The sequence below is a fragment of the Microbacterium salitolerans genome (genome assembly GCF_019720895.1).
Lineage (GTDB): Bacteria > Actinomycetota > Actinomycetes > Actinomycetales > Microbacteriaceae > Microbacterium.
Genome location: NZ_JAHKSH010000003.1, coordinates 599,518 through 623,275 on the forward strand (window position 1 = coordinate 599,518; position 23,758 = coordinate 623,275).

General features: G+C 71.7%; 21 protein-coding genes. 6 read left to right on the forward strand and 15 right to left on the reverse strand.

From position 1 onward, the window contains the following. The first annotated feature begins 55 nt into the window (after positions 1–55). The 3 genes from KOL93_RS09265 to KOL93_RS09275 all read left to right on the forward strand — a co-directional run bounded on the left by KOL93_RS09265 (position 56) and on the right by KOL93_RS09275 (position 3,675). Entirely contained in the window at positions 56–823 is a 768-nt protein-coding gene (locus KOL93_RS09265) for a hypothetical protein (RefSeq protein ID WP_221585044.1), read from the forward strand. Beyond that, complete coding sequence (locus tag KOL93_RS09270; RefSeq protein ID WP_221585045.1) at positions 820–2,355, forward strand: hypothetical protein; 1,536 nt, start codon at positions 820–822, stop codon at positions 2,353–2,355. The genes KOL93_RS09265 and KOL93_RS09270 overlap by 4 nt, the downstream gene beginning before the upstream one ends. 78 nt (positions 2,356–2,433) lie before the next feature. Beyond that, positions 2,434–3,675, forward strand: coding sequence for a M23 family metallopeptidase (locus tag KOL93_RS09275; protein WP_221585046.1), 1,242 nt, complete (start codon positions 2,434–2,436; stop codon positions 3,673–3,675). Positions 3,676–3,696: 21 nt separating this feature from the next. Here the strand turns inward: KOL93_RS09275 and trhO are convergent, their stop codons facing one another. Further along, positions 3,697–4,596 carry an oxygen-dependent tRNA uridine(34) hydroxylase TrhO gene (trhO, locus tag KOL93_RS09280; RefSeq protein ID WP_221585047.1) on the reverse strand — a complete coding sequence of 300 codons (900 nt, stop codon included), beginning with the start codon at positions 4,594–4,596 and terminating at the stop codon, positions 3,697–3,699. An 80-nt stretch (positions 4,597–4,676) separates the two neighbouring features. Here trhO and KOL93_RS09285 point away from each other — a divergent pair, with 80 nt between their 5' ends. The 3 genes from KOL93_RS09285 (at position 4,677) to KOL93_RS09295 (ending at position 9,310) form a co-directional block, all read left to right on the forward strand. Next, positions 4,677–5,090 (forward strand): DUF2255 family protein, encoded by a 414-nt coding sequence (locus KOL93_RS09285; protein WP_221585048.1) that lies wholly within the window; start codon positions 4,677–4,679, stop codon positions 5,088–5,090. A 105-nt stretch (positions 5,091–5,195) separates the two neighbouring features. Continuing rightward, entirely contained in the window at positions 5,196–6,827 is a 1,632-nt protein-coding gene (locus KOL93_RS09290; protein WP_260406205.1) for a S8 family peptidase, read from the forward strand. Beyond that, the gene (locus tag KOL93_RS09295; protein WP_221585049.1) at positions 6,824–9,310 is read left to right on the forward strand and encodes a CHAT domain-containing protein; all 2,487 of its coding nucleotides are present in this window, start codon (positions 6,824–6,826) and stop codon (positions 9,308–9,310) included. The genes KOL93_RS09290 and KOL93_RS09295 overlap by 4 nt, the downstream gene beginning before the upstream one ends. A 28-nt stretch (positions 9,311–9,338) precedes the next feature. Here KOL93_RS09295 and KOL93_RS09300 read toward each other — a convergent pair whose 3' ends face one another. The 14 genes from KOL93_RS09300 to KOL93_RS09365 form a co-directional block, all read right to left on the reverse strand. Beyond that, positions 9,339–9,809, reverse strand: coding sequence for a hypothetical protein (locus tag KOL93_RS09300; RefSeq protein ID WP_221585050.1), 471 nt, complete (start codon positions 9,807–9,809; stop codon positions 9,339–9,341). Further along, complete coding sequence (locus KOL93_RS09305; RefSeq protein WP_221585051.1) at positions 9,802–10,491, reverse strand: RNA polymerase sigma factor; 690 nt, start codon at positions 10,489–10,491, stop codon at positions 9,802–9,804. Before KOL93_RS09305 ends, KOL93_RS09300 begins: the two co-directional genes overlap by 8 nt. Positions 10,492–10,600: 109 nt before the next feature. Then, positions 10,601–11,044, reverse strand: coding sequence for an adenylyltransferase/cytidyltransferase family protein (locus tag KOL93_RS09310; RefSeq protein WP_221585052.1), 444 nt, complete (start codon positions 11,042–11,044; stop codon positions 10,601–10,603). Next, complete coding sequence (locus tag KOL93_RS09315; protein ID WP_221585053.1) at positions 11,041–11,589, reverse strand: serine acetyltransferase; 549 nt, start codon at positions 11,587–11,589, stop codon at positions 11,041–11,043. The genes KOL93_RS09310 and KOL93_RS09315 overlap by 4 nt, the downstream gene beginning before the upstream one ends. After that, complete coding sequence (locus tag KOL93_RS09320) at positions 11,586–12,521, reverse strand: glycosyltransferase family 2 protein (protein WP_221585054.1); 936 nt, start codon at positions 12,519–12,521, stop codon at positions 11,586–11,588. The genes KOL93_RS09315 and KOL93_RS09320 overlap by 4 nt, the downstream gene beginning before the upstream one ends. A 1-nt stretch (position 12,522) precedes the next feature. Continuing rightward, complete coding sequence (locus KOL93_RS09325) at positions 12,523–13,428, reverse strand: glycosyltransferase family 2 protein (RefSeq protein ID WP_221585055.1); 906 nt, start codon at positions 13,426–13,428, stop codon at positions 12,523–12,525. Then, on the reverse strand, positions 13,425–14,726 hold the full coding sequence (locus KOL93_RS09330; RefSeq protein WP_221585056.1) for an O-antigen ligase family protein: 1,302 nt from the start codon (positions 14,724–14,726) through the stop codon (positions 13,425–13,427). Before KOL93_RS09330 ends, KOL93_RS09325 begins: the two co-directional genes overlap by 4 nt. Continuing rightward, entirely contained in the window at positions 14,716–16,185 is a 1,470-nt protein-coding gene (locus KOL93_RS09335) for a YveK family protein (protein ID WP_221585057.1), read from the reverse strand. The genes KOL93_RS09330 and KOL93_RS09335 overlap by 11 nt, the downstream gene beginning before the upstream one ends. Positions 16,186–16,207: 22 nt before the next feature. Next, complete coding sequence (locus KOL93_RS09340) at positions 16,208–16,927, reverse strand: CDP-alcohol phosphatidyltransferase family protein (protein ID WP_308291597.1); 720 nt, start codon at positions 16,925–16,927, stop codon at positions 16,208–16,210. Continuing rightward, on the reverse strand, positions 16,924–19,839 hold the full coding sequence (locus KOL93_RS09345; RefSeq protein ID WP_221585058.1) for a fibrinogen-like YCDxxxxGGGW domain-containing protein: 2,916 nt from the start codon (positions 19,837–19,839) through the stop codon (positions 16,924–16,926). Before KOL93_RS09345 ends, KOL93_RS09340 begins: the two co-directional genes overlap by 4 nt. Before the next feature lie 17 nt (positions 19,840–19,856). Next, a complete protein-coding gene (locus tag KOL93_RS09350) occupies positions 19,857–20,561 on the reverse strand; it encodes an ARC6/PARC6 family protein (RefSeq protein ID WP_221585059.1) in 705 nt (234 codons plus the stop codon). Continuing rightward, the gene (locus KOL93_RS09355; protein ID WP_221585060.1) at positions 20,558–22,048 is read right to left on the reverse strand and encodes a lipopolysaccharide biosynthesis protein; all 1,491 of its coding nucleotides are present in this window, start codon (positions 22,046–22,048) and stop codon (positions 20,558–20,560) included. Before KOL93_RS09355 ends, KOL93_RS09350 begins: the two co-directional genes overlap by 4 nt. Continuing rightward, positions 22,045–22,905 carry a WecB/TagA/CpsF family glycosyltransferase gene (locus tag KOL93_RS09360; RefSeq protein WP_221585061.1) on the reverse strand — a complete coding sequence of 287 codons (861 nt, stop codon included), beginning with the start codon at positions 22,903–22,905 and terminating at the stop codon, positions 22,045–22,047. The genes KOL93_RS09355 and KOL93_RS09360 overlap by 4 nt, the downstream gene beginning before the upstream one ends. Further along, positions 22,905–23,585 carry a sugar transferase gene (locus KOL93_RS09365; protein ID WP_221585062.1) on the reverse strand — a complete coding sequence of 227 codons (681 nt, stop codon included), beginning with the start codon at positions 23,583–23,585 and terminating at the stop codon, positions 22,905–22,907. Before KOL93_RS09365 ends, KOL93_RS09360 begins: the two co-directional genes overlap by 1 nt. Between the last annotated feature and the right edge of the window lie 173 nt (positions 23,586–23,758).

A 23,758-nucleotide genomic window follows, 5' to 3' on the forward strand; every position in this document is an offset into this window, starting at 1 on the left:
CGGCCCCTCGCAGCCGATTTATCGTCGTCTTAGAGAGACCCGGGAAGATATCGGTGTGCTGAACTCCGCCGCCGCCGTGCGACCGTCTCGTCGGGACGCGATCGCCGCGTTCTTCGGCCTCGACGCCCGTCCGGTGCGCGTGCTTCTCGTCGTCCTCCTGGCGCTCGATGCCGTGCTCCTCGTCGCGCACGTCTCCCACTGGGCGTTCGGCGAACCGAGCGACCCGCTCCTGAACCTCGACCTCGAGCGCGGCTACGGCGAGCAGCTGTTCACCTTCACGATGTTCGGCGTCTGCGTGCTGCTGCTCTGGGCGGCGCGGCGATTCCGGGCGCCCGTCCTCGTCGGGTGGCTCGCGCTGTTCGCCTTCATCGTGCTCGACGACTGGTTCCTGGTGCACGAGCGCATGGGGGAGCACGTCGCCGAGACCTTCGCGGCCGTTTCTCATCGCATGATCGGCGAGCTGATCTACCTCGCCGCCGCCGGCCTCGTCCTGGCCATCGTGATCGCCGTCCTGCACGTTCTCACGCGAGGCATCGGCCGGGCGATCTCCGCGAACCTCCTCGTGCTGTTCCTCTGGCTCGTCGTTCTGAGCGTCGGAGTGGATCCGCTCCACGAGCTCCTGCACGAGATCCCGGTCATGGACGCCTCGCTGGCGCTGATCGAGGACGGCGGCGAGATCGTCATGGCGAGCCTCCTGTTCGTCTCCCTGTTCGCGCTCGTGGCGTGCGATCACGTGCCGGTCGTCGGCGCGCGTCTCGGGCGGCTTCTGGGCGTCGCGGAGGACTGGCGCGTCGCCGGGCGGACGCGCCTGGCGAGCGTGTGACCGCCGACGCCCACGAGACGCGCCCGGCCTCGGCCGCGCGGCGGCGCGGGGGAGAGCTCGCCGCCTGGCTCATCGCCGCCGGCCTCGCGACGGCGACGACGGCATGGCTGGCGACGCCGCGTGCCGACATGATGTTCCTCGACGCCGACTCGCTCGCGACCGCACTCATCTCGTCGTCGCTCCACGCGGGCCACGTACAGCACTGGGCGATGTCGCCCGTGCTGTTCCTCCCGGAGGCGGCGCTGTTCCACCTGCTGTCGTTCCTCGGCGCGGGGGTGCGCGGGACGCTCATCCTCAGCGCGATCGCGAACCTCCTGCTGATGTACGGCGCGATCCGGGTTCTCGCGGGATCCTCGCAGCGGCACCCGCACGCCGCTCGCGGCGCGCTCGCGGCGTTCACGGTCCTGTGCGCACTGGCGGCGCTCGAGGGTCCCGGCTCCCGCTTCTTCATGTGGGCGTCGCTCAATGTGCTCACGACGTACTACGTGGCGACGATCGTGGCGACCATCATGGTCGTCGGGCTCGTCCGGAGGTACGTCGAGGAGGTGCGGGCCGGCGCGGATCCGCGGGGGATCCCTCCGCTGATCGCGGCGATCACCCTGCTGTCGCTGCTCACGAATCCGATCTTCGCGGGGTGGTGCCTCGCGCCGCTGGGCATCATGATCCTCGTCGTGTGCGGCCGCGAGAGACGTCTGCCCTGGCGTCTGCTGATCTGGATCGGCGCGGGCGCGGCCTCGGGCCTCGTCGTCCGCGCGGTGGTGTCGCACTGGTTCGTGATGGCGGTCGGGCAGGACTACGTGCGCGTCGACCAGGTGGCGGGGGCCACAGCCTTCTACGCTCGCGCCGCGGCAGCGCTGCCGCGGGAGCCGTTCGGCCTGCTCTGGATCGCGGTCGTCGTGACGATCGGGGCGGCCGTCGTCGCGGCGGGCGTCTCGGCCTGGCGGCGTCGCGACGCGGGCGGCGCCATCGTCGCCGGCACCGCGCTTCTCTCGGGGCCGCTGATGCTCGCCGTCGCGATCGCGACGGGTTCCGAGGCGCTGCGCTATCTCCAGCCGCTCGTCGTGTTCCCGATCGCCGCGCTCGTGCTCGTCGCGGGCCGCGCGTGGCCGGCATCTCTCCCGCGAGCGGCCGTCGCGGGGATGGTGGCGGCCTGCGTCGGGCTCGGGATCGTCGCGACTCCGAGCCTCGTCCGCGCCGCGCAGGTCACCGATGCCGATATCGCCTGCGTCGGCGCCTGGATCGACGAGTCGGGGCAGAGCGGGGTCGGCGACTTCTGGACGGTCCGCCCGGTGAAGGCGTACCTCGCCGATCCGTCGCCCCTCATCCAGATCACGGATGACTTCATCGTCTGGCCGTGGGTCATGAACAGGTCCGACTACCTCGATGCCGAGGCGACCTTCGTCCTGCTCGACGAGAAGTCGCCGGAGTTCCGGTATCCACCCGGGTTCGAGCCCGAGACCGCCGAGGCGATCTCCTGCGGGCGCTACACGATCCTCGACTACGGGGAGCGAGTGATCCCGCTCGAGTCGTGACGACCAGGGTTTTCTTGTCGAGAGCCCTTGTCAGCAGCCGCGCGGACCGCGAGGATGGCTCGCGGGGGAGGATCTTCGATGACGACACCGCGGTGGAAGAGGCGCGTTCGGCCTCCGCGCATCGCGGGTGCGGCCGTGGCGGTCGGCACGGTCGTGGCGGTCTGCAGCGCGTCTCTGCTGGGGGCGGCCTTCTTGTCCGATCCGGCCCCGCAGAAGGCGGCGCCGGCAGAGGTCACCACCCTCGCGTCCGGTCCGAGCGTCGCGGGCGCGCCGGCGCCCGGCGCGAGCGACCACGCGCACGGCGGCGTCACCGAGGAGGACGTGGCCGCGAGCGCCGCGCAGCTCATGCACAGCGAGTACGCGGCCTCGACGAAGAAGGAGCTCGAGCAGCTCCGTCGCGAGGCGCGCGAGAAGCTCATCGCCGAGGCGAAAGCCTCCGGTCTGCCCATCGACCTCGACGATCTCCCCGCTCTCGGGGATCTCCGCACGGGCGGCCGTCTCGCGTGGCCGCTCGCGAACTACTGGATCAGCGACGTCTTCGGTACGCGGGGCGGTCATCACATGGGCATCGACCTCGCGGCGGCGGGTGGCGAGCCGATCGGCGCCGCCGCGCCCGGCGTGGTGGTCGTCTCGAGCGAAGGGCACTTCGGCTACGGCGTCGCCGTCATCATCCAGCACATCGACGGCCTGCAGACCGTATACGGCCACCTGACGCACGGCAGCCGCACGGTGGAGGTCGGCGACTGGGTCGAGACGGGCGATCACATCGGCGCCGTGGGCAACACAGGTCGCAGCTTCGGCAATCATCTGCACTTCGAGCTGCGTCGGCACGGCGTGCCCATCGACCCCTATCCGCTCCTCACGGGCGGGTCCGCGGCACCCGACGAGCTGCGTCCGTCCGTCCCCGCGCCTCCCGTTCCGGCACCCGTGCCGGCGACGCCGGAGAAGCCGTCCCCCGAGTCGCCGAAGACGCCCGATCCGAAGCCCTCCCCGAAGCCGTCCCCGTCGCCCGATCCGACGCCCACGAAGGATCCGCAGCCGACTCCGACGAAGAAGCCCACGCCGACTCCGACGAAGACGCCGAAGCCGACCCCGACGGAGGAGCCGCCGAAGCCGACGCCGACGGCCACACCGAAACCGACTCCGCCGGCCCCGACGCCGGATCCTGAGGTGCCGACGCCGGACCCCGAGGAGCCGACCACGACACCGGAGCCCGAGGCGCCGTCGCCGTCGCCTTCGCAGGCCCCGCAGCAGACGCCGCCAGCGGAGCCGAGCCAGGCGCCGACGGAGCCCGAGGCGTCAGAGACTCCGGCGGCGTAGCACGCCGGGCGCGGCGCGCGGTCAGGCCTCGGCGGGAGCGTGGCGACGGCACACGGCCGTCTCACCGCAGGCGGCGCAGAGCACAGTGCGGGCGCGGCAGTCGTCGTCGGCGCAATTGACCATCCGGTCGCTCGATGCGCCGCACGAGACGCAGCGCCCGATGATCGTGGCGTCGTCGCCGAAGGTGGTCGTCTCACGCCCGTCGAACACGTAGAGGGATCCCTCCCACAGGCCCGTGTTGCCGAACGTCTCGCCGTAGCGGACGATGCCGCCCTCGAGCTGGTACACCTCGCCGAAGCCGCGCGAGGTCATCAGGCTCGAGAGCACCTCGCAGCGCACCCCGCCCGTGCAGTAGGTGACGACGGGCTTGTCCTTGAGGTGGTCGTAGCGGCCGGAGTCGAGCTCGGCGATGAAGTCGCGCGTGGTCTCGGTGTTCGGTACGACGGCGTTCTTGAACCGGCCGATCTCTGCTTCGAAGGCGTTGCGGCCGTCGAAGAAGGTCACGTCGTCACCTCGCTCCGCGACGAGTCTGTGCAGCTCACCGGGCTTGAGATGCGTGCCGCCGCCGACGACGCCGTTCTCGTCGATGCGCAGCTCGTCGGGCGTTCCGAACGACACGATCTCGTCGCGCACCTTCACCGTGAGCCGCGGGAAATCGAGGCTGAACCCGTCGTCGTCGAGGCCCGTTCCCGGTGACCACTTCATGTCGACGCCCCGGAAGGGCGCGTACTGCTTGGTCTTGCGCACGTAGGTCTTGAGTGCGTCCATGTCGCCGCCGACCGTGCCGTTGATCCCGTGCTCCGAGATGAGGATCCGCCCCCGCAGCCCGAGCAGCTCGCACAGGTCGCGCTGCCACAGCCGGATCGCGTCGGGGTCGGCGATCGGTGTGAACACGTAGTAGAGCAGGATCTTCGCAGGCACGTGACCAGGGTAATTCGAGCGACTGAGCGGATCCCCACTCCACCGCCCCGGTGAGCACTCGGGCACGATACCGTCGCCGCATGGCAACCGATCATGTGGTGAAGCTGCTGGACGAGACGAAGGTCGTCGCGATCGTGACGACGCGCCAGAAGGGGGAGCCCGCGGCGACCGCGATCTGGTCGATGGTCGTCGACGGCGTCCCCTATGTGCGCTCCGCGTACGGCGGCGGATCCTGGTGGTACCGGCACGTGATGGCGGGCCGACCCGTGTCGTTCGTCGACGGCGACGGCAGCATCGCCGAGCGCGACCGCGCGGCGGCGCTCGAGCTCCCGCGCGTCGACGTCTCGCTCGTCGAGGTGCCGCAGGACGATCCGATCCACCCGGCGCTCGATGCCGAGATCGAGCGCAAGTACGAGGGTTCCCCCGCGTCGTCGATCGGCGCCATGCTCAGCCCGGAGGCGATCGCCTGCACGTTCCGGGTCGAACGAGCCTGAGATCGCTTGTGTGCTGAGCCCTCTTCCTTTTCGGGGGAGAGGTGCGGGATGATACCGCCGAGCAGGTAGTACCCGGACTACCTGGGCACCCGGGGAGTTGCATCCATGGCGACCGATCACCACAGCATCCCCCAGCCCGAGGGCTGGACCTGGCGCGACCGCGCACGCGGCACGATCCCCGTCGGCCGCGTGCTCGACCCGATCGAAGACGCGTCGCCCGGTGACAACGTCTTCCCGACCGTGTACGTCCCCGATCGTCTGCTCGTGAGCCGTCGGAACGAGAAGACCACGGCCGACGACGACCTCGATGTCCTGCGCGAGGCGGCAGAGAGCTTCGGGTGGACGATCGTGCCCGAGACGCTCGCGGGTGAGCGCCTCGCGGAGGGCGAAGAGCCGGATCCGCTCGTCGAGGGAATCCCCGGCGTCCTGCGTGCCCGACTCACGACGCCCGACGAGCGCGTACGCGGCGAGTCGCCGGTCGCCGCCGACGCGTGGCGCGTGCTGCAGAAGGCGCGTCAGCTCGCCAAGGATCCGCTGGCCGATGTTGGGCTGGATCACGTGCTGGCCGTCGACCCGATCGGCGTCAATCCGTTCACGCGGACGAACCCGTTCACCAGGACCAACCCGTTCACGCGCACCAATCCCTTCACGCGCACCAACCCGTTCGGAACCGAGCAGTACGCGGAAGCGGGGCTCGGCGGACGGCAGCCGATCGCGCGCCTCGGGGCGGGGCCGGTCCGGAGCGCGAATCCGCGCAAGAGCGAACGCCGTGCCGTCGTTGCGTATCTCGACACCGGGTGCGGCGAGCACACGTGGCTCCCGGACAGCATCGTCACGCGCCAGCTCGAGATCGACGGGCGTCCGATCGGTTTGACCGACGATGCGGATCCTGAGCGCTATCCGGATCTGTACGGCCCGCTCGACGGCGAGATCGACGCGGTGTCGGGGCACGGCACGTTCATCGCCGGAGTCCTCCGGCAGCTCGCGCCCGACGCCGACATCGTCTCGGTGCGCGTCGCCGACGCTCGCGGCATCGTCTCCGAGAGCGCACTGCTCGCGTCGCTCGGCGACGTGGTCGAGCTCATGGTGCGTGCGGCCGCGGGGAAGGCCGACGGCCAGCCGATCGACGTGCTGAACCTGTCGCTCGGCTACTACCACGAGACGCCGGAGGACGGATTCTTCACGACCGTGCTCTTCGAGCTCCTGCGTGCCGCACGTGGGCTGGGCTGCGCTGTCGTGTGCTCGGTCGGCAACGACACGACCGATCGGCCGACGTTCCCCGCGTCTCTCTGGCCGTGGGACGGAGCGCACAACGGCATCGAGGGCGACGACGCCGCGCCGCACGTCTCGATCGGGGCGCTGAACCCGGCGTGCTCGTCGCTCGCGCTGTTCTCGAACATCGGCCCGTGGGTGCAGGCGTACGCGCCCGGAGCGTCCGTCGTCAGCACCATGCCCGCTTTCGACGGCGGGCGGCAGGCCTCGTCGCGCGACGACCAGTACGACCACCGTCGCGAGACGATCGCGCCCGACGCGTACGTGGGCGGATTCGCCGCCTGGAGCGGCACGTCGTTCGCGGCCCCGTACGCGGCGGGGCTGATCGCGGCGAACCTCGGCATGGTCCCTGCTCGCCCGCGATCCCGTCGTGCGGCCTGCGAGCGGGTCACGCGAGCCGCCGGTGCCGCGATCGATGCGCTGCACGCCATCGATCATTCGCCGACGGCAGCTCCCGGCTCATGAAGCTCACCGCGGAAGAGCTCCATCAGCGGGCCATCGACGACGTCAACGGCCGCCGTCTCAGCGCGGGGGAGCACAATCTCGACAGGGCCGAGGCGCGCGCGCAGACGAACGACGTCCGCGCGCGGATCGCGGCGACTCGGTCGTACGCGCTCTCGCTCCGAGGCGCGCACGCCGAGGCCGAGCGCGCGAGCCGCGCAGCTCTGCGCCTGCGCGATCTCGGAGAGCAGACGCGCGCGATCCTCCACGGTGAGCTGGGAGCTGTCCTCCTCACGGCGGGACGCTGGAAGGCCGCGATCTCGTCGCTCGACATCGCGCTCGCGATGCTCGACGATTCTCCGCAGGAGCGCGCGAACCTCCTCATGAATCGGGCCACGGCGAACATGGATCTCGGCGCACTCGACGACGCGATGCGCGACTGCGCGGAGGCGGTGGCGACGTTCACGGCCGACGGTGACACCATCGGCGCCGCCCAGGCGCGCCACAACCTCGGGTACGTGGCCATGCTGCGGGGCGACCTGGCCCTCGCCCTGCGGGAGATGTCGGCGGTGCGCGACGAGCTCGAACGGGAGTCGCCCGCTCTCGCGGCGATCGCGGGTCTCGACCGCGCGGAGGTGCTGCGGGAGGCCGGTCAGCTGCGCGAGGCGGAAGCGCTCTTCGAGCGCGTCGCCCGCACCTTCGGCGCGCAGCGCATGCGTCAGTCCCGCGCCGAGGCCGAGTTCCGGCTCGCGCAGACGCTGCTCGCCCACGACCCCGGCCGCGCGGCGGGCGTGGCGAAGCTCGCGGCGAAGCGGTTCCGTGCACAGGGCAGCACGCCGTGGGCCCTGCGGGCGGATGGAGTGCGCCTGCGCGCCCTGCTTGCGCCCTCGCGCCGCCGGTTCGCCCAGACGGTCTCCGACGAGGTGCGCGCGAGCTGCGTGACGACGGCCCGTGCGCTCCTGCGCCTCGGATTCCGCAGCGAGTCGCGCGCGTTGCGGTTCGCGCGCGACGCCGCCCTTGCGCGCGCGGGTTCGCCGCCGCGCGTCACCCCACGCGCAGACGACACGGCCCCGCTGAACGTGCGCCTGCTCGCGTTCGAGGCGCAGGCGGCGCAGGCCGCGGCACGCGGCGACGACGCGGGTGCGCGGCGCGCCGCATACGAGGGCATCGCGCAGCTGGCGGGCTGGCAGCGCACGTTCGGCTCAATCGAGATGCTGTCCTCCGCCGCGATGCACGGCACCGGTGTCTTCCTCGAGGGCATCGACGCCGCGGTGCGCTCGGGGGATCCGGAGATCGTGTTCGAATGGTCGGAGATCACGCGGCATTTCAGCCAACAGGTCACTCCCGTGCGTCCTCCGCGAGACGACGAGCACGCCGCCGATCTCAGCCGGCTGCGGTCGCTGCGCGCCGAGCTGGATGACGCCGCATGGGACACGGATCCGCGCGTCATCGGCCTGCGCCAGCGCGTCAGCGAGCGACGGTGGATGGATACCCAGGGCCAGGAAGGGCCGGCGCACGTCACCCTCGGCGCGCTGCGAGCCGCGCTCGACGAGGAGACGGCGCTGATGTCGTTCGTCTATGTGCGAGAACGACTCCTCTGCCTCGTCGTGCCGCACACCGCGCCCCCGAGGATCGTCGATCTGTCGTGGCGTCGGGTCCGGGCTCTGCGCGATGGTCTCTTCCCCGACCTGAATGCGGCGGCCGAGACGCACGGGACGCCGACGGGGGCGCTCGTGCGCGACGCGCTGGACGTACGTCTCGCCGACCTGTCCGACGCCCTGCTCGTCGATGCGCTCCGTGTCGCCGGCGACCCGCGGCGCGTGATCATCACGGCGCCGGGGGAGCTGCAGGGCACGCCGTGGAGCATTCTCCCGGCGATGCGGGGTCGGGTCATGACGCTGAGCAGATCGGCGTCGAGGTGGGTCAACACCTGTCGCGCCGCCCGTCCGATCGAGCGGGTCGGCTTCGCCGTCGGCCCTGACGTGCCGCGCGGAGGAGAGGAGGCGCGTGATGCCGCGGACATCTGGCGGCGGGCGCTTCCGCATCACGATGCTGCTCGGGTGCTCGACGGCGCCACGGCGACGGTCGACGCCGTCTCGCGTCTCGCGCGCGACGTCGATGTCCTGCACATCGTCGCGCACGGTCACCACTCGATCGACTCGCCGATGCTGTCCGCGTGCGCCCTCGCGGACGGCTCGCTGTTCGGCTACGACGTCGACGAGATCCCCTCACCGCCGGAGATCGTGCTGCTCTCCGCCTGCGAGCTCGGTCGATCGAGCGTGCAGTGGGGGGAGGAGGCGGTCGGCATGACGCGCGCGTGGCTGCATTCGGGAGTGCGCACCGTCATCGCGTCGCCGGTCGTCGTCGCGGACGACGTCGCCTGCGATCTGCTCTGCGCGCTGCACGAGCACCTGGCGGACGGGGCCGGGCCGGCGGAAGCGCTCGCGCTCGCCGCGGAGGAGACGGGGCACCTCGCGCCCTTCCTCTGCTACGGCTCCGGCTTCTGAGAATCGTTCCCCGCGTGAGTGTGCCTCTTCACACCTCGAACCACTGTGTCATGACCTCACGCAGGTTCTCGTCCTGCTTGACGACCATGCGCATGTGAGACGGCCCCGGTGGGACCTCGTCGAACGTGAAGCGCCCGTCGCCCGCAGTATCGGCCTTCCTCTCCACCTCCGGCTGGGCCAGTCGCGCGGCGAGAACCGCGGGCCTCGACCAGCCGTCGACCCGGCGCGTTCCGTTCCTCTCGGCCGAGACTCGGATGAGCACCTCCGCATCGTCGTCCGCGAAGTGCACCGTGCGCGGGGCGCTCCCTCGGCGCACGGATCCGGTCTTGTCGCCTTCAACGATCGTGAGGAGTTCGAACTCCCGGTTGAGGTCATCGACCGCTGCGGCCGCGACCATGCGATCGGCGAGGCCGCTGGGAGCCGGATCTTCGGCGTCCCAGACCATGCGCAGTTCGCCGAGGAGCTCCTCGTCTTCCTTCGGCTCATCGATGTCAGGCATTGTCTCCTCCTCTTCGCACATCATTCATTCCAGCATCCAGGAAATTCCGCAGCTTCGCCAGACACCTGCTGCGTGTGGGTCCGATGCTTCCGACGGGCATGTGCAGCGCCTTCGAGATCTCCGCGTAGTCCGGCCGCTCGTCGAATGCGATGATGCGCAGCAGTCGCTGGCAACGGGGATCGAGCCGTGCGACGGCGTTCCACAGATGTTGCCGCTCGTCGGACTCGGACACGTCGTGGTCGACTCCACGCCGCGCGGGCGCGAGGCGCTCGAGGCGCTCGTCCTCGGTGTCGTCGTCGCGCCCGTCGCGCTTCGAGGCGCGCCAGGCTTCGCGGCGGGCCGTGATCGTCAGCCACGCGGACACCGCCTGCGGCTCATCGATCGATTCATGCTTGCGCACGAGCGTGAGCCATGTCGTCTGAATCACGTCCTCCGCCACGGACGTGCGCAGTCCATAGGCGCGGACGACGTGCCACAGCACCGGCGTCATGAGTCGCACCAGATCGTCGATGGCCCGCGGATCCCCGCCGCGCCAGCGCACGAAGAGAGCCGCGGCCCTGGCCCAGCGCTCGCCCGAGCGCCCGAGCGCGTCGGCAGTCCCGTCCGCAGCACGCTCGGGAGGCGAGGCGGAAGAATCGGCGGGCTGGCCGCCAGAAGGTGCCGATCGGGAATCGTCCTCCATATTGTTCTCATTGTGCCCATACCAGTGAAGAGCGGCGCAACCCCCTGGTGATACGGCGTTCAGACGACATCGAGCATTCGTCGAGGTGAACTCCAGCGGAACCGTTCGGTCAGACGGCCGCGCGGACGGCACCTGCCGTCGTCAGGGCGTCGAGGGCGTGACGCAGGCGTGTGCTCGAGGTATGGGCCGTGTAGGGGAAGTAGACGACCTCGACGCCCACGGCTCCGAGCTCGCGCTCGAGGCGGATCCCCTTGTCGGTCCCGCGCCAGTCGTCGCCCTTGAAGAAGTGCGTGAAGCCCACGTCGCGCCAGGCGTCGATCTTGTCGGGGGTCGTCTCGACGTGCACGGCGTCGACGCACGCGAGGCTCCCGACGATCTCGGCCCGCTCGACTGCCGGGATCACGGGGGCGATGCCCTTCACAGCGCGGAGCATCTCATCGCTGACGACGCCTGCGACGAGGACGTCGCAGCGTTCCTTCGCGTGCCGCAGCAGGTTGAGGTGGCCGATGTGGAAGAGGTCGAACGCCCCGGCGGCGTACCCGATGCGAGTCACGCGGAGATTCCCATCTGTCGCGATGCCCGTCGTCTGCCGGGTGAGAGGATATCGGCACCGGGCGAGAGCACGGTCGCGCCCGGCGGAACGTCGCGCACGACGACGGCGTTCGGGCCGATGCGCGCCCCGCGCCCGACGGTGATGGCGCCGATGATGACGGCGCCGACGCCGATCTCGACATCGGCTTCGATGACGGGGCAGTCGTCGCGTTCGCGCCGGTTGCCGAGCGTCACGCCGTGGCGGAGCATGACCCCGGATCCGATGACCGTGTGCGGATTGACGACGATCCCGATCCCGTGCCGCAGGCGCAGGCCCGGTCCGACCGAGGTCGACGTGGGCAGCTCGATGCCGAGGAACCCCTCCGTCACGAGGCGATACGGCACCGCGTAGACGAGGAAGAGCGCACGCCCCAGCCGTCCCGGCGTCTCACGCCAGCGCTGACAGCGGCGGAACCACGCGAGCACCAACCGGCTCTTCGGATAGGCCGCGTTCGCCGCGCGGTCCGCCGCACACGCGGCGCGCATGCGGTCGCGGGGGGCGCTCATCGTGCCGGCCCTGCCAGAGCCGTCGCGGAATCGAACGGCAGCGTCGGCGGTGAGGAGAGGATCCGCTCCCACAGCCACGCGCAGCGACGGTCGAGCACCCCGATGAGGCGGCGCCGCGCCGGGAACGGCAGGGGCGAGACGGCCGCACGGACGTCGCGTTCGAACGCCGCGAAGCGCTCGAACGCCTCGGCGCGCGGCAGAGGCGCGACCGCGAGGGTCGTGATGCGCGTGTGCGGGCGGCCGAGAAGTCGCACTGAGAGCCGTTCGAACGCCTCCTGCGTCTCCGGATCCTGCCAGGAGCGTCGGCGCCAGGCGTCGGCGGCCGTCACCTGGTCGTCGTGTGTGCGGTAGAGGACCGCCGGCGCCGCGAGGCGCCGCATCGACGTGCCGCGATGCGCGAGCCGAAGCCAGAGGTCGTAGTCCTCGCTGGGGACGACACGGTATCCGTCGCAGGCGGCGAGCGAAGCGCGCCGTGCCGCCATCGTCGAGTGGGCGACGGGGTTCGTCAGCAGCAGGTGGAACGGGAACGCGGCGGATCCGATCGGCGGCGAGAACGACGGACGCGGGGCGCCCCGGCCCGTCCACGCGGCGACCGAGGAGAAGACGACGTCCGCGGACTGCAGCGCGCGCAGCTGGTGGCGGAACCGGCCGGGCAGCGTGACGTCGTCGGCGTCCATGCGCGCGATGAACTCGCTGTCGGTGGCCTCGAGGAGTCCGTTGAGGGTGCGGGCGACGCCGCGATTCGGCCCGGAGATGACGCGCAGGCGCCGGTCATCGATTGCGGCGAGGACGTCGGCCGTGCCGTCGCGCGATCCGTCGTCGGCAACGACGAGCTCGGCGTCGCGGGGCAGCGCGCGGAGCGTCGACCGCACGGCGAGATCGATTGTTCCGGCGGCGTCGAAGGCGGGCAGCAGAACGCTGAGACGAGGCATGTCACACGCCCCTTCCCCGGGCGTTGAGCGCCCGGACGATGCGCGGACCGGAGACGAGCCGCAGGCCGACGCACAGCGCGAGGTACGCCCGTGCCTGTCGCCGGTCGTCGCGCAGGGCGCGGCCCGCCCAGTGGCGCGCGTCGGCGAGCGACCCGAGGGCGCCGTGGGCGAAGGCGATCTGGCCCTCGACCCGTGCGCGGCCTGTCGCGGATCCCGCGAACTCCGGATGCTTGTCGAGCAGGTAGCCGAGCCCGTCGACGATCCCCTGCCAGCGCTCGGTGAAGAACGAGGCGCGATCCCAGTGGACGATCGTGAGCGGATCCGGGACGGCGGCGACGGCGCCGATCCGTGCGGCCCGGAGCAGCAGATCGTAGTCCTCGCCGTAGCCCGTCGGGAGCTCCTCGTCGACCAGACCGAGCCTGCCGCGCAGATCGTGCGTGCGGAGCAGGAACGACGAGGGGTGCAGCTCGGTGATCCGCGAGCGCACGAGATCGTCGAGTCGCGTCGTCGCCGGCGGCGTGCGCACATGCGACCCACCGCTCGAGAGGATCCGGATCCCCGTGGCGGCGAGCACGACGTCCGGATCCTCGAGGAGCGGCAGCTGCGACGCGAGCTTGCCCGGTTCCCATTCGTCGTCGTCATCGCAGAACGCGACGGCCTCGGCCCTCGCGGCGAGGATCCCGGTGTTGCGCGCGCCGGCGAGACCCGGTGTGCGCGTGTTGGCGACGGTGCGGAGCATGTGCCGCCCCGGGCCGACGTCGTCGAGCGGGTCCACCGGAGAGCCGTCGAACACGACGACGATCTCGAGGAACCCCGCGACATCCTGCGCGAGGACGGAGCGGATCGCGCGCCGCAGCAGCTCTGCGCGATCGCGCGTCGCGATGACGACCGTGACGAGGGGACTCATGAGGACCTCCGGGGGTGTGGGACGACGGATGGATGTGACGATTCCGAGTACGGGATGACGGTCGCCGCGGGGAGGAGCGCGAGCGCGAGCCCGTGCGGCAGGACGCCGTAGTAGAAGACCTCCACGAACAGGACGACCTGGATCACGTGGATGGGCATCGCCAGGGGTCCGCGATGGCGCGAGGTGGCCCAGGCGAGCCAGAGGATCGCCGCGAGGAAGAGGAACAGGGCCGGGAATCCGTGGGAGAACAGGACCATCCAGACGTGTCCCTGCGTTCCTGCCGAGGGCGCCCCGGGCGTCCACGACGGGCGGGGCGCTCCGTAGCCGAACAGAGGAGACTCGAGCGTTCGGGCGAACGTCTCCTGGTACAGGTCGGCGCGGTTCTCAGTCGATGAGCTGTTCTCCATGCGTCCTGTCAGGCGGTCCCACACGTCCAGCGCCGTCGCGGCGATGAGTCCCGCGGCGCAGGCGCCCGCGAGCCCCGCGAGGGCGCGCATCCGTCCGGAACCGAGCGCGAGCAGCCCGCTGTATACGACGGCGATGCCGAGCCCGATGAACATTCCGCGATTGAGCGTGAGGAACGCCGGGACGAGAGACGCCGCGATGGCGACGACGAGCCCGAGGAACCGGAGGTCGCGGGGCATGCGCGTCAGCCGCGCGATCACGAGCGGGAGCAGCAGGGAGTACGCGTTGCCCCATCCGTTCGTGTACAGGAACGGCGCCGACGGGCGCGGATCGAGCGCGGCCCATGCGTCGGGATTCCACTGCGTGGCTCGGCGCTCGACCATCTCGCCGACGAGCTCGTTGGCCTGGAGGGAGGCAGGCAGCACGTACCCCAGGGGCGTGCGGAAAGAGAACTCCGGTGCGAGGATGCCGAGCCAGCCGCCGGCTACGACGAAGAGCCAGAACACGGTGAGGATCCCGAGCATCCGGTCGGGCGTCAGCGTGCGCCGTGCGTTGTAGACGTAGACGAACGCGATCGTGAGCGCGAGGTACTGCGCGGCGCGATAGACGAATCCGATGAGTCGTCCCGACGAGTCGATGCCGATCACCGAGACGGCGACGCACGCGAGGAAGAGCAGCCAGATGCCGAGTCCGCGCGGCGCGCGGATGTCGCCCCGCCGCGCCATGAGGATCGCCATGGCGCCCGCCAGGGGGAGCCAGGCCATCTCCCCGACGCCGAGCAGCCACCACAGGGGGAAGGCCGCGAACATGGCGGTCACGGGCCAGCTGGGCAGCTCGGTGCGGACGAGGAGCGCCGGGCCCGATGCGGTGCGCGCGAGCGTGTCAGACCGCATCGGCGAGCTCCGTCATCCTGTCGTCGGCGCGCGGCGCGCGTCCGACCGGGAGGGAGCGCCGGCTCGCGGCGCCGGGCCGTGGGGCCCGCGGCAGCACGATCGTTCCGAGCAGGGGGCGATCCAGCTGCTCGGTCGCCTCGCGGATCCTGTCGACCGTCGTCGTGGTCACGTCGCCCTCGCGCACGACGGCGACAGCGACGTCGGCGCACCGCAGGACGGCCAGCATGTCCGCCTCGTCGTGAGCGGAGACCGCGACCAGCACGATCGCGCCCGCCGGCGCGGAGGCGACGGCATCGCGGACCTGGGCGGCGGGACTCGTCGCGGGGGACGGCGCGATGCACGTGCGGACGGTGAGGCCCGGCACGCCCTCGCGGTCGTCGGGGCGCGCCGAGGGGGCGCCGCGCAGGGCCGTGACACGCGGGCGGCTCTCGGGCGGCAGAAGCAGGAGCGTCTCCTGACCGCTGTCAGCGAGTGCGTGCGCGAGGCCTCGGGCGGTCGCGCCGGGCTGCTCCGTGTCATCGATCACCCCGATCGTCGACGCTCCGAGGGGCAGGTCGCCGAGCAGTCGCTCGCGGGCGATGTCGAACTCCGCGCCGCCGTGCGCGGCAGGGCGCGCCGTTCGCAGGTGCGCGAGGATCCTCCGACCCGAACGGCGCTCGATCTCGGCGGGTGTGCGCAGGCGGCGGTCGAACGGATCGCGCACGAATGCGAACACGATGCCGAGCAGGAGCCCGGCCGCGCCGCCCGTCGCCAGCACCATCGTGCGCGAGGGCGCGGACACGAGGGGGCTGTCGGCGGCACGCGTGAGCACGCTTCCGCCCGTCGTGTCGACGCTCTGCAGGGTGTTGCGCTGCGTCGTGAGCCCCGTGAGCTCGGCGAGGATCTGCTCGCGCTCGCTGGCGGCCTGGACGCTCTGGGGATCCGCCGCGATGGTCGCGTTCGCCTCGCTGAGGTCGGCGCGCAGGTCGCCCACGCGGTCATCGATGCGCGTGATCATGACGTCGAGGCGCTCCTGCGCCGTCTCGCTGCGGTAGGCGAGGTACGCGGCGGCGACGGCGTCCGCACGGGCGATCGCCTCCGTGCTCGACGCGCCCACGGCGGCGATGCCCGCGACGGTTCCGCCATCGGAGACCGTCACCTCGACGCCATCGTGGAGCTCGGGTGCCGCGACCTCGCCCCCCAACAGGAGCGCGGCACGGTCGGCGACCGCGAACGATTCGGCGATCGCCGTCTCGGTGGCGGTGTCGACGAGGCCCGACGCCGAACGCTGGGCGCCGAACGGATCCGTTGTGATGACCGACAGGTTCACGTGCGTCGTCGCCGTGATGCGGGCGGGCATGACGAGCAGAGCGGCGCAGGCGGTGGCGACTCCCAGCGCCGTCGTGAGGCAGATGATCACCCAGTGCCGAGCGATCACGCGGGCGTAGTGCTCGAGTCCGAGCGTCGTGGTGCGGTCCATCGGAGCGTCCTCCATCGGGTGGTCAGCGGGCGAGCAGGCGGTGCTTGCGGCGCATCGAAGCGGCGGTGTGGATGAGGTTCGCGACGAAGAGCGCCGCGTAGACGAGGCCGAACGCCGTCGGGGCGGCCCAGAGCAGGAAGGCCCAGCAGAGGGCGCCGGGGTCGGTGGGGAGAAGGGCGATCGACTTCGCGATGCCCGGCCCCTCGGAGCGATCGCGGCCGTGACGGGTGGCGAGCTGCTCGGCGAGGATCTGGCTCATGAACTGACCGGAGCTGAGCACCGCGTACGAGAGCGCGACGATCATGAGCCACTCCTCGTCGGGGCGGTGGAGGAAGACGGCGATCGCGACGGCCGTGTGGATGAGCGGCGTGCGGATGGCGTCGACGACGTGATCGAGCCATTCGCCCGCTGGACCGGCGCGCCCCGTGAGACGTGCGACCTGGCCGTCGGCGGAGTCGAGCACGTACCCGGCGGCGAGCAGGACGGCGGCGACGACCGCGCTCGGGAGAGACGCGGGTGCGGCGACGAGGACGACGAGACCCGCGACCGAGAGGCCCGCGCTGGCCAGGGTGACCGCGTTCGGCCCGAGCCCCGCGCTCGCCGCGGCGGCCGCGACGCCGCGCGCGAGGCGGCGGTTGATCCAGCGCGTGTAGGCAGGCACTCCTGCGCCCGACTTCTGCGCGCTCCGCAGGGCCTGGAGGCGGTCGCGAAGGGTCGCGGAGTCCGCGAATCCCACGGTCACGATGTCGCCTCCGCCGTGAGCTCGAAGCTGTGGGACTTCGCCGAGCGGTAGTTCGAGTGCACCTCGACGGCGATCGTGTTCGCGCCGGCGACCAGGAGGTCGGTCGGAACCGCGACGGTGACGGGGTTCGCGACCGCCGCACCGCCCGAGACGCCGGCGTTCGCGAAGGTCCCCGCCGTGAGGGGGCCGTCGTCGAGGTTCTCGCGCAGCACCTCCGTGCCGTTCACGTACACGACGATGCCGTCGTCGACACGCACGCTCAGGTCGAGCGCGGCGGGGACCTCGGCCAGGTCGAAGCCGTGCCGGTAGTAGCTCGTCACAGGGCGCGGCGAGAGCGATATGTCGAGCGGCGTCGCGATATCGCTCGTGCCCCAGCCGATCGGGGCGGGCGCGGCGGCCCACGTCGCGTCGTCGAAGTCCGGGGACCCCCAGCCCTCCGCGGCGCCGTCGATCGACCACAGGTGGCGCCAGTCGGATCCGCCCGCGATGACCAGACCGATCGCGGGACCGGGGTCGGGATCCGGATCCGGGTCCGGTTCGGGATCCGGGTCCGGTTCGGGGTCGGGGTCCGGTTCGGGATCCGGCTCCGTCGGCGCAGCAGCGGCGATCGGGTCGGAGCTCGCGGAGACGTTGCCGGCGGCGTCGGAGGCCCGGACGGCGTAGGTCGTGTCACCAGGCGCGAGCGGCAGCTCCAGCGAGCGGGCGTCGGTCGACGCGGCGACGCGTCCGTTCCGGATCACCTGATAGGCCGTCACACCTCTGTCATCCGTCGCCTCCTCCCAGGAGAGGTCGACGCCGTCGGCGGTCCGCTGCGCTTGCAGGCCGGCCGGTGTGCTCGGCGCGGTGACGTCTGCGGCGGCGTGCCGCACGAACCCGCCCGACCACTGCCGGGTGTATCCCTCGCGCGTCGAGTGCGTGAAGTCCCCGCCCTGCCAGAGCGACCCGGCGGAGTCGACGAAGAGCGCCCAGGTGCCCGCGCCGCCGCGCGTGTTGAACGCGCCGTTGAATGACGGCCGGTATTCGCCCGTCGCGGCATCCCACGCCCCGCTGCCGTAGATGGCGTGCGAGCCGCTCCACCCGGTCCCGACCGAGGGCCACCGCGTGGCGCCCTCGTAGACGGTTTCGAAGCAGTGGCACCCCCCGTACACCGTCGTGCCGTCGGAGGCGATCGCCTGGAAGTCGCCGCCCCGCAGCGTGATGGCGGCGCTGAGCACGTCCAGCGTGTCGCGTGAGTAGCTCATGAGCGAGTGCTCGGATCCGCCGAGCCATACGCGGTCTCCGACCTCGCGAACGGCCTGCTGATACCCGGTTCGTCCTCCGGAGCGGTTCGAGAACACCGGCTCCCACGGGAAGAGCGTCTCGTCGGCGGACGCGAGCGCGGCGGCGTGATCGGCGGTCCGTCCGCGCGACTGCGAGAAGAACCCTGCGGCGTACACGCGGTCGCCCTGCTCCGAGGCGTCGAGACTCATCACGGTGCCGTTGAACTCGGGGTTCCACGTGCCCGGGAGTCCGGTCGAGAGGGAGAAGCGCGCCGCGCCGCGGGCGTAGGCCTGCCCGGATCCCTCGGCGGTGGCGTGGGTGAAGGTCCCGGCGACGTAGAGCCAGTCGTCCTGCACATCCATCGAACGCACGGAGGGCACGCCGCCCGAGAGGTAGTTGATCAGGGCGCCCGTGAAGGATGCGTCGACGGCCCCCGTCGCGGCATCGAGCACGACGAGGCCGGCGTGCGGCTCGTCGTTGACGGTGGAGAAGAATCCGCCCACCGCGATGCGTCCGTCGCCGAGCCCCACGACCGCCTTCACCTGATTGTCGAAGACGGGACGAAAGGCCGGATTCCAGTCGCCGGAGTCGCGGTCGAACGACGCGAGATACGACTGCTGTACCGCGCCAGCGCCGGACGACGAGCGCTGCACGGTGGTGAAGTTGCCGCCGACGAAGACGCGACCGCCCTCTTCGCCGAACGCCGACACCTCGTTGCTGCCCTCGGTCGTGGTGGGGCCGGCGCCGAGGCCCGTGACGCCCCAGGTCTGCCGCCGAGCGAAGGCCTCGGCGACCGGCTCGCGCGTCGCCGCCGGGAGCGCCTCGGCGGCGGGCGTCTCGGGAGTGGTGAGCTGCGGGCGCAGGAGCACCTGGGTGAAGGGGCGTGCGTAGCCCGACGACGGCGTACGCGACCAGAGGTGGCTCGAGGCCGCGGTCGAGCCCGAGATGTCGGCGCCGTAGCCGAACCCCATCGCCCATCCCTCTGCGGCGCCCGTGATCGTGCGCACGCGACTCGTGCCGTTGCCGGAGCCGAAGTTGCTCGTGAAGCCACCCGAATAGCTGCTGCCGTCGATCGTGAACGCGCCGACGCGCTGCTCGCTGTTGAACTGCCATGTCCATTCGTCGCGCGGGCTCGTCAGGTGGAATCGCACGTCCTGGTGGGCGGTGCCGGCCGCGTTCGTGGCGCGCACGAGCCGGATCCCGTCCTCGAGATCCGTGATCGGCTGGTGGCCGACGAGGTCGTCGATGATCGCGCCGGACAGCTGACGCGGCTGGAAGGCCGCGGCGCCCGTGACGACGTCGCGGACCTGCGCGGGGGTGCCCGACCCGAGGATCGACTCCGACCAGCGCTCGCGTCCGCGCCCGACGAGTACCCATCCGCCGCCATCGGTCTCCTGATCGCAGTGGAAGCGCTCCGGGGACACCATCGCGGGAGTGAGAAGCCAGTACACGCCGCTCGGGGCGTCCGGATCCGTCTGCGCGATCTCCCAGCACGAGGCGGCTGCCGTCTGCTCGGTGAGCCCGTCGGGAGCCGGAATCGCCGGTTCGTCGGCTGCCGCGCCCGTTGGGACGAGCAGGGCGACCGCGAGGCCGAGGAGTGCGGGACCGGCGGCAGAGGCGCCGCGCCGAGCGGCGGGGGTGAAAAGAGTCATTCGATGCTCCGGTCGCGTCAGCAGGTCGGGTCGTCGGGAAAGGATCGAGCGGTGATGCGCCAGACGCCCTTTTCGCGTACGAAATCGAAGACGCTCGCCGCGCGGACGCTCCGCGCGTCGAGCGAGCCCACCGGGTCGCCGGCGTCGTCGCGCATCACGACATCGCTCGAGTCGATGCAGGCGCGCACGCTCGCATCGCGGCCGTGGTGAGAGAGGATCTCGACGCTTTCGACGACGGGATCGCCCTCGAGGGTCCACCCGTTCTCGGCGAGCTCGGCATCCTGCGCCTCGAGCTCGGCGAGGTACGATCCGGCCACGGCATCCGAGAGCTGGCGGATGAGGCCGACCCTGTTTCCTTTGTCCCCACGCGTCGAGGGGAGGAGCGCGCTGTCGATGAGATCGCGCACGGCGTCCTCTTCGAGGTCGCCGGTCACCGGCGCGGCCGTCGGCTCGGGGGTCGGTGGGGCCGTCCGCGGCGCCGCGGTGGGAGACGGCCCCGGCGTGGCGACGGGAGTCGCCGCCGGGGCCGCGGGAGGCGCAGAGGCGCTCTCCCTCACCTCGGCCGTCGCCGAGGGCACCGGGTCGGACGCTGCCGGGGAGAGCGCAGCGTCGTCGCCGGAGACTGGGGGCGCCACGCTGCCGAAGGCGATCGCGGCGCCCGTCACCGCGAGGATCGCGACGCAGGCGGCGCCGATCACGACGGATCGGGGAGTGAAGGTCATGAGGGCGCTCCGGTCGTGGTGCGGCGCAGAAGCGCTGTGAAGTGGTCGAGATGGAGAAGCCGCGGTGCTCGCGCCGCGCAGATGGTGAGACAGATCCCACCCAGGGCGGCGCCGATGAGCAGTCCCTCCCACGTGGCGCCGAACACGGCGCGGCTGACGGCGGCGGGCAGACCGACGCAGCCGATGGCGATCGCAAGCGGCACGAAGCCGGCCGACAGGGGGAGCGGGAGACGGAGGATCCGCCTCACCTGGAAGGTCGCGAGTGCCGCGTCGACGAGGATCGCGACGGCCCACGCGACGGCCGCGCCCGTGATCCCCCAGAGGGGCACGAGGACGAGGAGCAGGAGGACGTCGACGGCGACCGCGACGATCTTGTTCAGGGCGGCGAGACCGCTTCGGCCGCTCATGAGGAGAACCGAGTGCACGTTTCCGGCGAGGAAGGTGACGATCGCCGCCGCGCTGAGCATCGCGAGCGCCGGCGCGCCGATGGCGAAATCTCGCCCGAGGATCCCGAGCCAGACGGGAGCGAAGATCGCCAGCAGCAGGTAGATGGGCGCGCTGAAGAGCACGAGCCAGCAGGTCGCGGTGCGGAAGAGCGCGCGGATGCCGTCGTGGTCGTTGCGGTGGAGCAGGCCGCTGAAGCGGGGAGCGACGACGACGCGCAGGGCCGAGTCGACGAGCGTGCCGGCGGCCGCGATGCGCGTCGCGGCGCCGTAGATCCCGGCGGCGGCCGGTCCGGCGATCGCCCCGACCAGGACGACGTCGAGCCAGGCGAGCGCCTGCGAGAGCGTCTCGGAGGCGACGCGCGGGGCGGCGTAGCGCGCGAGGCGAGGCGCGGATCCGACCGGTGCGGCGCCGTGCGGAGGCGCGTCCGCGAGTCGGAGGCGCAGCGCGAGCAGCCACAGCGCGGCGGCGCAGGCGAGTGCCGCGGGAGCCGCCCACGCGGCCGCGACGCCCGCGACGCCGGCGCCGACGGCGACGGCCGCGATGACGGCGAGCACTCGTGCGAGAGGAAGCCCGACGTTCCCGATCCCGACGTAGGCGCCGAGATCTCCCAGCGCCCGGGAAGCGGCGAGGGCGACCGCGAGGACCGCAGCGAAGGGCAGCACCCAGGCGGAGGCGACGACGGCCTCGGCGACCGGCCCGACCAGAAGTGCGGATGCGATCGTGAGGATCACCGCGACGAGGGTCCCGGCCGCGGCGGCGGTCGCGACGAGCCGGCCCGTGGTGCCACGGAGTCCGGCGGTGCCGTCGATCGCGAGCCGGGGGAGGATCCACAGGGCCGTCGAGTCCATGCCGGCGCGGGCGACCGCGAGGGCGATGGTGAGCACCGCGATCGCCTGCAGGACGACACCGGCGCCGGCGTCGCCGAGGAGCCGACCGAGGACGACGATGAGGGCGAGTCCGAGGGCGGATCCGGCCGCGGCGCCGCCGAAGCTCACGAGGCCGCCTCGTGCGAGCGTGGCCTGCGGGGCGACGGCCGTCATGCGGAGCGTCCCGTGAGAGACGCCGAGGCAGTGCGGCGGGAGAAGCGCTGGCGCAGGACGGCGCCGATGAACGACGGGTTGCCGAGCAGGTAGCGGCGCGCGAGACGACGCGGCTCGATGAGGAGCCGCCAGGCCCACTCGAGACCCGCCTGCATCATCCAGCGCGGTGCGCGCCTGTGCGCTCCGCTCAGCCAGTCGAAGAGACCGCCGCAGGTGAGGACGACGGGAGGGAGCTCGTCGCGGTGCGCCTGCACCCAGCGCTCCTGGAGAGGATCCCCGAGGCCCACGAACAGGATGCGTGTGTCGTGCGCGCGGATGTCATCGAGCAGCGCGGGGACATCGTCATCGGCGACGAAGCCGTGCGAGGTGCGGATCCGCAGACCCGGGACGTGCTCGACCATCTTCTCGGCCGCACGGGCGGCGACGCCCTCGGCCCCTCCGAAGAAGTAGACGGGGAGGTCGGCGTCGGCGGCGGCACGCAGAACCGGCTCGGCGAGGTCGGTCGTGGCGACGCGCTCGGGGACGGATCCCCCGAGGAGCGAGCCCGCCCAGACGACCGACTTTCCGTCGGCGTAGTTCGTGGCGGCGTCGCGGAGGAAGTCCCGCAGGTCGGGGTCATGTCGCGCCAGGTTCACCACGTGGGCGTTGACGCCGACGAAGACCTCAGTTCCCGGCAGGAGAGTGCGGGAGATGATCGTCGTCGTGAGGGATCCCGTCGTCGCGGCGCAGATGGGCACGCCGTCGATGGGAGTGGTGGGGACGATGTCGGGCGCGCTCGGCTGAGCCGGCGCTGACGGTGCGGGGACTGCGGGGACTGCGGGGAGGACGTGCGCGCCCTCCGTGACGATGGCGGTCATCAGTACGCTCCTTTCGGCCGCACCACGACGCCGACGGTGCGGCATATGAGAGCGAGATCGGTCGGGAGCGACCAGGTCTCGACGTAGCGGAGGTCGAGCCGGAGGCTCTCCTCCCAGGTGAGGTCGCTGCGGCCGCTGACCTGCCAGGGCCCCGTGATGCCGGGCTTGACGTCGAGGCGGCGGAAGGCGCCGGCCTCGTACGCCAGCACCTCCTCACGGAGCGGTGGGCGGGGGCCGACGATGCTCATGGCGCCCATGAGCACGTTCCAGAACTGCGGCAGCTCGTCGATCGAGTGGCGGCGCAGAAGACGCCCCACACGCGTGACGCGCGGATCGTCGTGAAGCTTGAAGAGCGGCCCGGCGCCCTGATCGTCGCCGCGCATCTCGGCGCGCGCGATCTCGGCGTCCGCTCGCATCGTGCGGAACTTCCACATCGCGAAGAGGCGACCGTCCTGCCCGACCCGGAGCTGCCGGAAGAAGACAGGGCCGGGAGAGTCGATCGCGATCGCGATCGCGATGACCGGGAGGAGGGCGGCGATGACGACGAGGGCGGCGCCGGCGAGGGAGACGTCGACGAGGCGCTTGGCCCGCCGTGCCGTCAGATCCCGCGCGTACGGCAGAGCGATGAAGGGGGCGGCCTCGAAGGTCGCCGTACGGCGTGTGAGCGCGCCAGTCGTCATGGCATCTCCCCGGAAGATGGTCGACCGCGCTGCTCCCGCCGCGCGGATCGGAGCCGTCACGCGGATGCGCGCCGATCTCGATGCATGTCAAGAGCGCGCGCGGACGCCCCTGATACATCGAGAGGGGAACTTCTTCTGGGGGTACCCGGGCAGAGGCGCGACACGGGCGATCC